The following is a 12,677-nucleotide window of genomic DNA, read 5'->3' as shown; positions in this document are numbered from 1 at the left end:
CTGACTCAGTTCGCCGCAGCAGCTTGCTCAGGCTCGGCCTGTGCTGAGCGCAGGGTTAGCCAGTCTGTACGGACCTGATCCCATTCCTGCACCAGAAGGCCGTGGGACTCAAACAGCTTCCGGATTTTCAGCCGCGGCCATCCGACGATCTCCTGCAGGATTGGCGCCAGCACGGCGAGCGCGCTCGTGCTTAACAGCGTTCGCTTGGCAATGTGAGCTACGTGTTTGGCTTCGGACACAGCGATGGTAAAGCCATCGCGCGTGTTTACGTGCAGCATCACGTGAATGTCGGAACTTCCGTCGCCCACATACACAATGTGATCAGGCGCGATCTGCAGCGAAGCTTGCAACTGATCGAGCACTGCTACCTTGCCATAGCCGGCAGTCGCCCGCTCCAGCCTCTCAACCTGTCCGCTGCCGCTATACACGAGCTTTGTTCCAAAAATATGATCCTTCGGAACTATTCCTTCGAGAGCCGAATGAATTACTTCCTCCGGTGAGGCCGATAGCACATAGAAGTCAAAGTGGTGTCCATCGATATCGCCATCAAGAATTTCGTAGAGCAGCTTAATGTTCTCCTTGAGGCGAATCTGTTTCCCGACCTCGTACAAGTGCTCTTTGCGAACTTTAGAGTTGAATTCCGGATCATGCAGCAATAAATAGGCAAGTTCCGCGCCTTGCTGCACAAGGTTCAGCTTCGCCATTCCCTGAGCTCTGCGCTCGAATTCCGAAGTGGGAATTCCCACCATCTCGCTCAACACGTATCCGGTGTCATTGAACGTGAGGGTTTGGTCAAAATCGCTGGCGAAGATGTATCGTTTTGCGAGCTTTTCCGTCATATTCACATTAGATTAGCCGACACAGGTGAAAGGCTAATTAATAATACAAATCAGAGCTATTACAGCGTGGTAAGTCTCGCGCCTTTAGTAATTTGCAAGGGGTAATTAACAAACATCGCTTCCCAGAAAGGAACCAAACCGACATCCAACTGGGTATGCGAGCTTCACCCTTTCGGGGAACTAAGGTCTTTGTGCGACCAAAATCAATATCAACTTTCGTCCCGGTAATCTCATCACGCCCCCGTGAAAACTGACGTCGGCTCGGCTTACCATTTCTTCAAGAAACTACAGGGAGAAGCCATGAACAAGAGCGCAATTCTTCTAGCGATCTGCGGCGCCAGCCTGCTTGCCGCCTGCGGAGGTTATTCCGGGATGTCGAACTCGCCTAATCAGACTCCAGTTGTTACTGGAGCATGGAACATGACGTTCGCTCCCTCCGGCGCACAAGGCTCAACGCTACCTCCAAGCACCGGATTGACTGTGAGCTTTAGCCAGAACGGCAATAGTCTCAGCGGGACCGTAACCGCGGTGAACAATCCTGCATCGTCCTGCTTTCCCGCAATCGCGCCTTCGGGAACAACATTCAACGTGACAGGGCAGGTGAGTTCCGGAACGGGATCTAACTTGAGTGTCGCAGTTGCCTTCACGTCCGGCTCAACCAGTGGCACCATTATGGGAAGCGGATCGCTAGCTTACCTTGGTTCGTCCGCAAGCGGGACATTCAGTTCTTCGACGACCGTAGCAGGTTGTGGCAGCGGCATGTTCACAATGACGAGGGTCGGATAGCGGTTAGATCGTAAATTGGAAGCAGTACCAGCTACTTCGGGCTATCCCGGTGCTGAGCCTTCACCTTATATCCGGCTTTGCTTAGCCGCTTAGCTACATCCTCGGCGATCATCACCGAGCGATGCTGACCTCCCGTGCATCCAAATGCGACCGTCAGGTAGCTCTTGCCTTCGCGGATATAGTGCGGCATTAGATAAACCAACAGTTCCGAAATTCGGTCGATAAATTCCTGCGTTTGCGGAAATTGTCGAATGTATGCTGCAACTTTGGGATGTCGGCCGGTCAGAGGACGAAATTCGGGAATGAAATGTGGATTCGGCAGAAAGCGAACGTCGAATACCAAGTCGGCATCGTTGGGAACGCCATTTTTAAAGCCGAAGCTGACGCACGACACCAGAATCGTATTGTTGCTGGTTCCTTCCTGGAATTTCTCAATGATGTGCGAGCGCAGTTCATGAACATTGAACTTTGACGTATCGATGATCACGTCGGCGAGGTTGCGCAAAAAGTCGAGGCGCTTTCGCTCGGTGCTGATCGCGTTTGAAATCGATGAGGTCTTTCCCAGCGGATGAGGGCGACGCGTCTCGCTGAAGCGACGAACCAGTGAATCGTCCGAAGCCTCAAGAAATAACACCTGAGTGTTTTTGATGGTCTTCTTTACCTGCTTCAGAATCTGCGGAAGCCGATTCAGCGCTCCGCCTTCGCGAATGTCAACTACGAGTGCCGTACGCTCGATCTCTGGAGATTGTCGTGCCAAGTCAGCGAAGCGTTGGATCAGCTCCAGGGGAAGATTATCGACGCAGTAGTACCCGAGATCTTCAAACGCCTTGAGGACTGAGCCCTTGCCCGAACCGCTCATTCCAGTGATGAGCACTAGTTCGGTGGGGCCTCCCTTCTTCTTGGAAGGAGGATGGGAATTGCGGGAGATCTTCGCCGTATCGTGCGCGGCTTTGGCGACAGTTGCCATGAGCGAATGGTAGCAGGGAATCGGGCGATCGGGTCATCGGGTGAAGGAAGACTTGGAGATTCGGACTTCTCGATATATCCAGATGTCGTGACTCTGAACGACCCAAAAAAGCAAGTGAGTTCAGTTCTTACTTCACCCGATCACCCGATGACCCCATCACCCGATTCTGTTACGGCGCTTCTATCAGCTCCATCTTGCCGTCTTTCTTCCGGTGCAGCACCTTGACGCGGCCTTCGGGATCGCGGAAGACAAACACTTCGCGATCGCGGAATTCGGCTTCTTTGACGGCCTCTTCGAGCGTCATCGGACGCATCGCTACTGAGTCGTCCGACTTTACGACATGGGCCTCGGTGAGTTTGGCGACGGCGGGGAATGAATGAACCACAACGGGAACAGCAGTCGCGGCATTACTGCCGACGGCCATTTGCTGTGCCTGCTGCTTGTCCAGCGCCGGAGACCACTGCGTCTTGCGCGCGTGGCGCTTCTTTGCCCGCCAGCGCGTCTTGTACTTGATCGCCTGGCGATCGATCTTGTCGAGCGCTTCGCCGACGGCGACGGACATGTCGGTCGATTCGGCGATGCCGACGATCGGATGATTGCGAACTTTTACGGTAATTTCGGCGATATGCCGGTGTTTCTCGAGGGTGAGGATTACGTGTGAATCGAACGTGCTGCCGAAGAGCTTTTCCAGTTTGCCCAAGCCGTGTTCCACCTGCTTGCGCACTGCGGGAGTGACTTCATACTGCCTTCCGGTGTACTCGACGTTCATTAACTCCCTCCTGAATACATTGGTCCTTGTGAATCGAAAGGCTTTGCTGCACTCAGTTACATGTCTGTGTGAGTTCCGGTTCCTCCTCTCCAGCAAATCAGCCGCGTTGCCAATCGGCAACCGTCAAAATGGCCAGTTCTAGTCTTTTACGCGTCTCTGATGCGTACTTGGAATTTTCATATCCTCACGATACTTCGCCACAGTGCGCCGTGTCACGTTGATTCCTTGCGACTGCAGAATCCGCGTGATTTGCTCGTCGGTCAGCGGACGGCGCGAATCTTCTTCTTCGATCAACTTCTTTACCCGCCGCTTCAGGATCATCAGCGAGGTCCCGCCACCTTCCGGACCGTTCACGCTCTCACTGAAGAAGTAGCGCAGCTCGTAGACACCCTGCGGTGTATGCACGTACTTGTTGGCTACCGCGCGGCTCACGGTGGAAGGATGAACTCCAATTTCCTCGGCCACTTCTTTGATCATCATTGGCTTCAATTGGTCGATGCCGTGGTCGAGGAATTCTCGCTGGCGCCCGATGATTGCGTAGCAGGTCTTCAGGATCGTCTGCTTACGCTGCTCGATGTTCTTCATGAGCTGAATAGCAGACTTATACCGCTCTTTCACATAATTGCGAACATCTTTTTCGGCGGCGTCGCGATTAAGCAACTTTTTGTATCCGGGATTCAACCGGAGTACAGGAATATCGTCTTCGTTCATCAGCACGAAGTACTCATCGCCCTGCTTCACGAAGGCAACGTCGGGCTCGATCAGTCGCGGCTCTACCTGGTTGTAACGCTGCCCCGGCTTGGGATCGAGCGTTTTGAGGAAATTCAGAGCATCCATCACTGAATCCAGCGGACGCTGGATGGCACGAGCGATGTCCTTATATTGCCGGTTCTGCACATTGCGCAGTTGTGTCTCGACGATTGCTGTTGCTGTCTGAATCTGCGCCAAGTGCTGGTTCTGGATCTCGGAATCGCCGTTCAGAACGCGATTGTTTACCTGATGTTCCAGATCGCGCAGTTGCAGAAGCAGACACTCGCGAAGGTCACGGGCAGCCACGCCGATCGGATCCATCTGGCGAATAAGATCGATAGCCTCGCGCAGGTCGTCGATGGTGAATGGAGGTTCAACTGCTGGCTCGCGCTGCCCGGAAGTCAGCGAAGGACTTGGTAAAACTGCAGGCTTGAGAGTTGGCGCTGGTGCCATTGTCATCGGCTGGGCGCCAACGTAGCTGCCAACCAGAACTTCGTCGGGCTCGTGAATGAAGGAGTCGTCCGCGTCTGGATCAAGGACTGCATTCTTCGCCGCAGTGGCCGTTCCATTAGTCCCCGGGGGTGGAGTAGCAGTCTCAAGTTCAACACTCTCGCCGCGAGCAGCAGCCATCAGCTCTTCATCGGAGGCGACTAAATAACCATCGTCACTCAAGTTGCCGATCACGAGTTCAGCGGCAGCACGAACTTCCGGCAGCACACTCACGGCGCCGAGCTGCCACATCAGGTGATCGGTCAAATTACCAGGCTTGGAAAGAAAATTCTCAAACGAGGGACGATCGGAGCTTTCAAAATCCTGTGGGCTCCGGAATCCCGGATCGAGATAGTCCTTGAAATAGGAGCCGAAATCGATTTCTTCGAACGGATCCTTTTTCTCACCGGCCTGTTCTCCCGCGGTGAGCGGTGGCTGTTCAGGGGCTTCCGCACGCTCGCGATCAGCCTCCCTGCCAGCGACTTGATCGAGCAGCGGAATATTGGATTCGAGTTCCTCCAGAACGGGATTCTCGACGATCTCGGCATTGATCATCTCCTTCAACTCGAGCTTGTTCAGCGCAAGAACGCTGACCATTTGCACGAGCCCCGGTGTGAGGATCTGCTTCTGCGAGACCTTGAGATTAAGTTTGTTCTGAAGTAGGACCATTAACTTCCAATGAGTGCCCGGATTTCTTAACTTGGTTAAACGAGAGAGAAGCTCTCTCCCAGATAAACTCTCTTCACCTCAGGATCGTTACCCAACTGCTCGGGCGTCCCCGAGCGGAAGATCTTGCCTTGATTGATGATGTAGGCACGATCCGTTACCGATAATGTTTCGCGCACGTTGTGATCCGTGATAAGCACTCCGATTCCGCTGGCCTTCAGATCAAAAATGATCTTCTGCAGATCGAGCACCGCGATCGGATCGATGCCTGAAAACGGCTCATCCAGCAAAATGAATGTCGGGCGAATGCATAAGCAGCGCGCGATTTCCACGCGGCGTCGTTCGCCGCCCGATAACGCATATCCACGCGTCTTACGGATATGCCCGAGTCCGAGCTGTTCAATCAGGGTCTCCATGCGGCTGCGCCGGTTCTCCCAGGAGAGCGGCTGGGCCTCAAGGATGGCCATGATGTTTTCCTCGACCGTCAGCTTGCGAAAGACCGAAGGTTCCTGGGGAAGATAGCTGATCCCATAATTTCGCGCCCGCAGGTACATCGGGACATCAGTTATGTCCGCGCCATCGATCGCAATCCGGCCCGTGTCTGGCACCACCAAGCCGACGATCATGTAAAAACTCGTCGTTTTGCCGGCCCCGTTAGGCCCTAGCAAGCCCACTACCTCACCCTGATTTATGTGGAGAGTGACCCCGTTCACTACCCTCCGACCCCTGTAGGCTTTGCCTATCTGGTCGGTCGAGAGGGTTTGCTGCATCATTTCTTGAACCGAGTCTGGGTTATGGACGTTGAATTGCTACCATCCACGAGAACTCTACCATCGCGGTTGAAGAAGGTCAACGAAACTCCCGTAACTTGACCGTGTTCGGCATCAAAAATGCTAGGCGGAACGCTGGGTAGTCCGGTCAGAACGAACTTTCCTTCGTCAGTGGTATATACAAGACGCTCACCTATCGCTTTTCTGCTGGGTTGCTCAAGCTGAATATCACCCGTTGCGTCTATCGTTTGCACCTCGTTTGGAGCACCTTGTTGCTGAGCTTTAGGCGGTTGCGTTTTGGCTTCCTGACCAGCAGCTCGCGGCTTCAACGTGATTACTGCCTTGTTCGCGCGAAGTGTCGAATCGGCACTGTGGACAAGAATTGATCCCTCGAAAAACGCTTTTCTCTGGGCCTCTTCGTAACGCAGGCGATCCGCATTTACTTCGACGGGAGCGTTCTTCCCGTTCTTGTCCGGCTGTACAAAAACTGTGGAAACTCGCTGGCTGCCCTCCGCTCTGGCATCCAGAGTGCGCCCGTTTCGGTTGAACTCGATAACAGGCGCCTGAACGATATTGCCTCCTTGCCACAGCCGGGAGCGTCCTGAGTAACGGGCTGTGCCCGTAGAGTTCTTCGCCACCATTTGTTCGGCAGTGACGTGCACCGCCTGCGAAGCCGAAAGCACTCCTCCTGAGGGCGTTGCCTTTTGTTCGGCGTACGTCGTCTTGACGCCTCCGTTAGCGGACGTTTCCCCAGTCGCCCGGTTTAGGACCAAAGTGTCGCTGGTGAGTGCCGAGCCGGTCGCGTCATCCTTGTAGCGCACATTTCCGGTCAAGGCCATTGAATCGCTCGACTGATTAAACGTAGCCTGATCCGCCGTAGCCGAGCGCTTGGCTTCCTGCATCTGCACATCCCCGCTCTGGACTACTTCTTCGAGCGTCTGAGTCTTGCCCTTGCTGAACGTCGCGAGTAGATCGTGGCTCTGACTGATGCGGGCCGGTTGGCCCGGCGCTGCAGAAACGATTTTTACCGGAGAACTTCCAGCGAGTGTGGAGATTCGATTATCTTTCGCAAACTTCGCCTCAAATCGACTGGCCGTGATCACCGTCTTTCCGTTCTGTGGCTGAGCGCCCGTCAGTCCACTTTTTTGTGGAGTAGCCAGCGCGACTTGGGCGGCTCCGATGCTAGTCGCCGTCTGGACCTGGCTGCCGTTTATAACGACCAAGTCAAGCCCATCACCGCGAAACTCAGCGCTTTGCGGCTGTTCTGTTGCCTGTTGTTCCGGCACACCTGGCTGCCGCAAGGGCGGTTGTGGCAAAGCCGCCCTCGGCTGTGGGCCTTGTCCTATCAATGCCGCGTCCGTTTTCGTCGGAGATATCTGTTTCCCATTTTGGACCGAAGAAAATTGAACCAGATCTACGTTATCCCTGAGCTGCGCCGACTTGATCTGATTGTTAGGTCCGAACGCCAGAATGACGCGCCCGGCGTTCCCACGTGATGCCGTGGAGCCGCTGGTCTCCCATGTGACTCCGCCCGCGAGCCGCCCGCTGATGGCCTGATTCTGCGCTCCGAATGTGAAACTTGCCTCAGCGGCGTGAAGCTGCGCACGTCTTACTCCCTGCACAAGGGCATTCACTCCTCCGCTTGCGTCGGCACGCTCTACCGTATTGTCATCGCGCAAATGCAAAATCACTTGCTGCGCTTCCAAACGGCGAATGCCAGATTGCGCCCGCAGGTCTGTGAGCATCAATTCCTGCGATTCCTGCTCAAACAGAGCACTATCGGCTCGCAGGTTCATCGGCTTCGGCCCACTGGTCAACAGATGAATGTCAGAGCGAAGCTGGAACGTGTTTTTCTTCGAATCGTAGGTCGCCCCAACCGCCGAGCCACTTCCCTGAGGCAAAACGAACGCGATCTTCTCCGAGGTTTTTGCGACACCAGTAATCTTGTTGAATATGAGGCCGCTGGTCTCAAGGTGCAGCGGACTCCCGACCTTTTTGGGACTCGTACCGGGAGTGGCCGTTGCCGGCTGTACAGCCTGGAGTTCAATCGAGACCCTTCCTTTGGCGGTTATGTCCCCGCTCTCCGCGTCGTACTCGAAGTCGTCTCCAGTGATTTCATCCAGCCGGTCCGACTGCCGCCCGTAGGAAATGATCTTGACTTTGTGCAGCTCGGCCTTGCCGCCCTGCTTGTAGCGAATGGCGTTCGCGGCGCTGATGGAAAAAATGGTGTGCCCGCCTGCAGCCTGTGAGTAAGTGAAGCCTTCAGTGTTCTGCTGAATGTCTACGCCGAGTTTCGCGGGAAGCTCATGGATGGCCCGCTGCACACGGTAGCGTGCGTAGACATAGAACCCAGCGACAACCGCCACCATGAGCAGTGTCGAGAGTCCTACCCAAAATCGCAGGCGAGAGAAAACCGAAGCCACAAGATCAGGTTACAGGGTACGAGGCGCAGGGTACAGCCGCGAGCAAGATGGCTAGTTCGCTCTGGCTCGCAGCGCTGCGCCAGATTTGCCGAATGAAAGCCGCGGCGACCGCGTGACTGGCGGGTCGTGCGCGATGGGCATTTGGTTGTGACTAGGGTTCATGATTGAAGGGGGTCTATGATCTGTAGGCCATCGACTTCCTGCCCCGCCAGAAAATCTTTTGTCATACGGCTGCCGTTCCCTGCGCAGTCTCATCTATGCGTTGGTTCCCACTGCGAAAAAAATCGCACACCCGAAGCTCGATCCCGCCAAACTCCGGATGAGTATTTTCGTCCAGCGTAAAAGCGACATCGACACAGTCGTTGGCGAGGATGCCTTCGTTCGAGATTCGTTCGGCCATGCGCCAGGCCATGGCGTCGAAGCGCATGGCTCTTCCGTTAGTTTGTTCCACGCGGAGTTTTGTGTGCTTTTCTTTCAGGACCTTTGGCGGCAATAACACGCGCAGATTGCGCGAAATAAACATCGGCTCGCGGTTGCCGACACCGAACGGCTCCATGCGCTGAACTGTGCGAATCAATTCGGGAGTGATGCCGCTTAGCTCGATTTCTGATTCCGCTTCGAGCACGGGGATCAAGTCATTTGGCGTGAGGCGGTCGCGCGCATAATCGTCGAGTCGCTGACGCAGTTCTGCGATGCGCTCAGACGGTAGTGAGAAACCTACAGCGTGCGAGTGGCCGCCAAAGCGGGTGAAGAGTTCGTGGCAGCTTTCGAGTGCCGCCAGCAGATGGAATGCTGGAATGGAACGGCCGGAGCCGTGTCCTTCGCCATTCTCGCGGCTGATGACGAGGGCGGGCCTGTACGTGCGCTCGACCACCCGAGTGGCGGCGATACCGATCACGCCACGATGCCAGCCATCGCCATCGAGAACAATGCAACGCGCATCCGCGAACTGAGGTTCGGTGAGACGCTGCTCCAAAGACTGCACGATCTGCTGCTCGCTCTGTTGGCGGTCGGAGTTGAGCTGATTGAGCCGTGACGCCAGATCGCGCGCCTTATCTTCTTCTTTAGCCTCGAACAGTTCGATAACAGTTTGAGCTACATCCATGCGCCCAGCGGCGTTCATGCGCGGAGCGATGCGGAAAGCAACATCAGATGCCGAAAGCTGTCGTTGCTTGTCCGCGAGCTGGGCGACTGTCATGAGTGCGCGGAGTCCTGGGTTCCGGGGATCTCGCAGTCCTGCGAGTCCCAATTTGGCAATCACACGGTTTTCGCCGACCAGAGGGACAGCGTCGGCGATGGTGGCGATTGCCGCCATCTTAAGGAACGAGGGCAGCAGGCGTCGTCGGGCGTCGGCTTCATCGCGTGCTTCAAGCAAAGCTTGCGCTATCTTGAAAGCGATCCCCGCGCCGCAGAGAGACTTGCATGGATAAGTACAGTCCGGCTGATTAGGATTGAGGACGGCGAGCGCATGGGGAAGCTGTCCACTTTCGGGAAGGTGATGGTCGGTTACGATCAGATCGAGTCCGACGCGTCGGGCGGCCTCGGCTGCTGCGAATGCGCGGATGCCGGTATCGACGCTGATCACCAGCCGCACTCCGTCGGCAGCGGCGCGCTCGATCACGTCATCTTTCATCCCATAACCATCGCGAATGCGATGTGGCACGTGGAAGTCTGCAGCTCCACCCAGGATTTCGATCGCGCGTTTCAGGATGACGATGGCGGTGGTGCCGTCGACGTCGTAATCGCCATAAATAAGGATGCGCTCACGCGTACTGATCGCCTGTTGAATACGCGCGACGCCTTCGCGCATTCCCTTCATCAGATAAGGCGAATGCAGATGGTCTAGCTTGGGATCAAGAAAGCGAACTGCAGCGTCGGCTGTGGTTACTCCACGAGCCACAAGTAGACGGGCAACGAGCGGAGAGAGTCGGGCTTCGCGGGTGATTAGGCTGGTGAGCTGTTCGTCGACGAATCTGGTGGTCCAGCGCAATGCTTCCTCGGTGCCGCCTGCGGTAGCGGGCGGGGTAAAGCTCGTTGACCCATCCGCTACCGCGGATGGTACTGACGCGCCTGCCGGCAGTTGTACTATCTGACCCTTGCCAACACCAGTGTTACGTCATCGGGCTGTTCGTTCTCGCCGATCCAATCCTGGACCGCAGCGATCACGATCTCCGAGATCCTTTCGAGCGGCAGATGTCGATTACTGCGCACTAAATCGAGCAGGCGCTCTTCACCGAATTCTCCGAACTCATTCTCTGGCTCGGTAACGCCATCGCTAAAAGCAACGAAGATGTCGCCCTTCGAGAGCTTTACTTCCTCTTCTTCGAGCACGATTTCGGGAAATAGGCCAACTACCAATCCACCGGTTTCCAGTTTCCTCGAAGTGCCAGAATCGTGAATGACAAATGGAGGCAAGTGTCCGCCATTGGAATATGTGAACTTCCGCGATGGGCCGTCAAAAATTCCCAAAAAGAGCGTAGCGTATTTTTCCGGCGTAGTGCTGTTGTACAGGTGCCGGTTCAATAGAGTCAGAACATCCGCCGGCGATTGCATTCGCTCTGCGGCTACTGACCATCGTCGCGTCCGTGTGTTTGCTGTGGAGGCGATTGCCGCCGCTCCGGCTGCCACAAGCTGTCCACGCTCCGGCTCGGCGCCCAGCTCGAAGACGCGAACGGCTGAGTGAATTGTCGCCATCAGTAGTGCCGCCGAAATGCCCTTTCCGCTGATATCGCCCACGGCAATTCCCAATCGCTCTTCACCGAGTGCGACAAAATCGTAGTAGTCGCCGCTCACCGTGCGCGCCGGCTTGCAGATGCCATGGAGCTCCAGCGACTCCAGAGCCTTCGGATCGCGCGGAAAGAGTTGCGCCTGCACCTCTGCGCCGATTGCCAATTCGTTTTCGAGGCGCTGCTTCTCCTTCTGCTCCTGGAGCAGCCGCTCGAGAGACTGAGTCATGGAATTAAACGATGTTTCCAGCGATGCCAATTGGTCGTCGGACTCGACCTTGATGCGATGCGTCAAGTCGCCTCGATTTACATATTGTGTGGCTCGATACAGATGCGCGATCGAACCCGTAATGGTTCTTGTCAGTCTCACACCAATGACGAGCGCAATGAGTTCGATGATGCCGAAAGCAATCGCAACTGCAGTGAGAGCGATCAGAACTGCCGATCCGACATCGCCCAGATCAGTGAACACGCGATGATTCAAAACCGATGGACGCGTGTCTACCGTTACCAATGTTGGAATACTGCTGGCTGTGTGCCACTCGCTTGCAGGAAAAACGGATCCAAAGTGAAGTCGTGGATCAAACCTGTACTCCGGAACCGGCGCTGAACCGGCACTTACCGCCGGTATAGGCGTGAAGTTCTTATTTCCTTTGGCGTTCTTATCGGTGAAAGTAACCGAAACCTGGCCTCCAGTCTTGCTCTCTACCAATTCCATCGCGTATAGGGTGACTTGTCCCAAGTCGGGAACAGCTCTGGAAAGAAGCGCCTCGCTAATGGGTACCACCATTACGACCTGCAAAGTCCCGGCCGGTGATTTGTGCTCGCGGAAGCTGCGAATGATTAATCCGTGGTTGTAAGACACCACGCCACGTAGCGTGCGCGAGGGATCGGCCAGTTCCTCGCGAGGGGAACCGGCATTCATGATCTCGATTCGTTGGGCGTTCAACCAGGCTGCAATCGTCCACTGCGGGAAGTGCGCTGTCGGTCCGCCTGGAGCAAGGGTGGAAAGCTGAATTGGACCTTTGGCCTTCTTCTCCAAATGGCTTGCGATCTCCGCGGAAACCGTCGAGGTCAGTGTGTCCAAGCTCTGTACTTCTGCCAGCAAATCGCGATGTACGAGCAGCGTCGTGAGCTGGTTTCCGAGCAGATATCCGGAAATCGCGAACATCGCGAGGATCAGTACGACCGGGATCACGCCGATGAACACATAAGTAACGATGAGCCGGTTGCGCAGGCGCCACAGAAGCTTGCGTCTGATCCAACGAATCAGAAGCAGAATGCCGGAAAGGATGAGGACAAACTCAAAGAATCCGCCCCAGGCCGCGAAGATTCCCGCCCACTTCGACTTTGCCGGCGTAGCGAACGCGAGAATCTCTGACGCAATGTAGAGTGCGGCTACCCAAACCGTGAAGCGCGCGAGTCCGCTGCGCGGGTAGGAACCCCATTCGACAAGACGCCCTTTCAGTTTTCGGAGCAGCGCATTCATGGA

Annotated in this window: 9 protein-coding genes; 1 reads left to right on the top strand and 8 read right to left on the bottom strand. The window is 55.6% G+C overall.

Features of this window, described 5'->3' with window-relative positions:
• Positions 1-5 precede the first annotated feature (5 nt).
• On the bottom strand, positions 6-839 hold the full coding sequence (locus VNX88_18305; GenBank protein HWY70626.1) for an HAD-IB family phosphatase: 834 nt from the start codon (positions 837-839) through the stop codon (positions 6-8).
• A 300-nt stretch (positions 840-1,139) separates the two neighbouring features.
• On the opposite strand from VNX88_18305, the gene VNX88_18300 reads away from it, so the two are divergent.
• On the top strand, positions 1,140-1,625 hold the full coding sequence (locus tag VNX88_18300; protein HWY70625.1) for a hypothetical protein: 486 nt from the start codon (positions 1,140-1,142) through the stop codon (positions 1,623-1,625).
• 31 nt (positions 1,626-1,656) lie between these two features.
• Here the strand turns inward: VNX88_18300 and rapZ are convergent, their stop codons facing one another.
• The 7 genes from rapZ to VNX88_18265 form a co-directional block, all read right to left on the bottom strand.
• Positions 1,657-2,592, bottom strand: a complete 936-nt coding sequence (rapZ, locus tag VNX88_18295) for an RNase adapter RapZ (protein ID HWY70624.1) — start codon at positions 2,590-2,592, stop codon at positions 1,657-1,659.
• A gap of 169 nt (positions 2,593-2,761) precedes the next feature.
• Positions 2,762-3,361 carry a ribosome-associated translation inhibitor RaiA gene (raiA, locus tag VNX88_18290; protein HWY70623.1) on the bottom strand — a complete coding sequence of 200 codons (600 nt, stop codon included), beginning with the start codon at positions 3,359-3,361 and terminating at the stop codon, positions 2,762-2,764.
• Positions 3,362-3,499: 138 nt separating this feature from the next.
• Positions 3,500-5,269, bottom strand: coding sequence for an RNA polymerase factor sigma-54 (gene rpoN / locus VNX88_18285; protein HWY70622.1), 1,770 nt, complete (start codon positions 5,267-5,269; stop codon positions 3,500-3,502).
• A 35-nt stretch (positions 5,270-5,304) separates the two neighbouring features.
• Positions 5,305-6,039 carry an LPS export ABC transporter ATP-binding protein gene (gene lptB, locus VNX88_18280; GenBank protein HWY70621.1) on the bottom strand — a complete coding sequence of 245 codons (735 nt, stop codon included), beginning with the start codon at positions 6,037-6,039 and terminating at the stop codon, positions 5,305-5,307.
• The gene (gene lptC, locus VNX88_18275; GenBank protein HWY70620.1) at positions 6,036-8,459 is read right to left on the bottom strand and encodes an LPS export ABC transporter periplasmic protein LptC; all 2,424 of its coding nucleotides are present in this window, start codon (positions 8,457-8,459) and stop codon (positions 6,036-6,038) included. The genes lptB and lptC overlap by 4 nt, the downstream gene beginning before the upstream one ends.
• Positions 8,460-8,682: 223 nt before the next feature.
• Complete coding sequence (gene recJ, locus VNX88_18270; protein ID HWY70619.1) at positions 8,683-10,449, bottom strand: single-stranded-DNA-specific exonuclease RecJ; 1,767 nt, start codon at positions 10,447-10,449, stop codon at positions 8,683-8,685.
• A gap of 95 nt (positions 10,450-10,544) precedes the next feature.
• Complete coding sequence (locus tag VNX88_18265) at positions 10,545-12,674, bottom strand: PP2C family protein-serine/threonine phosphatase (GenBank protein HWY70618.1); 2,130 nt, start codon at positions 12,672-12,674, stop codon at positions 10,545-10,547.
• Positions 12,675-12,677: the final 3 nt, after the last annotated feature.

Source organism: Terriglobales bacterium (genome assembly GCA_035567895.1).
In the GTDB taxonomy this organism is placed as follows: domain Bacteria; phylum Acidobacteriota; class Terriglobia; order Terriglobales; family Acidobacteriaceae; genus Gp1-AA112.
The sequence above is the reverse complement of the archived record's forward strand: the minus strand, read 5'-3'. Positions and strand labels throughout refer to the sequence as shown.

What these genes read in the sequence shown, in the direction of transcription:
- VNX88_18305 (HWY70626.1), bottom strand. Translation starts at nt 839, where the DNA reads ATGACGGAAAAGCTCGCAAAACGATACATCTTCGCCAGCGATTTTGAC.
- lptB (HWY70621.1), bottom strand. Translation starts at nt 6,039, where the DNA reads ATGATGCAGCAAACCCTCTCGACCGACCAGATAGGCAAAGCCTACAGG.
- rapZ (HWY70624.1), bottom strand. Translation starts at nt 2,592, where the DNA reads ATGGCAACTGTCGCCAAAGCCGCGCACGATACGGCGAAGATCTCCCGC.
- raiA (HWY70623.1), bottom strand. Translation starts at nt 3,361, where the DNA reads ATGAACGTCGAGTACACCGGAAGGCAGTATGAAGTCACTCCCGCAGTG.
- VNX88_18300 (HWY70625.1), top strand. Translation starts at nt 1,140, where the DNA reads ATGAACAAGAGCGCAATTCTTCTAGCGATCTGCGGCGCCAGCCTGCTT.
- VNX88_18265 (HWY70618.1), bottom strand. Translation starts at nt 12,674, where the DNA reads ATGAATGCGCTGCTCCGAAAACTGAAAGGGCGTCTTGTCGAATGGGGT.
- rpoN (HWY70622.1), bottom strand. Translation starts at nt 5,269, where the DNA reads ATGGTCCTACTTCAGAACAAACTTAATCTCAAGGTCTCGCAGAAGCAG.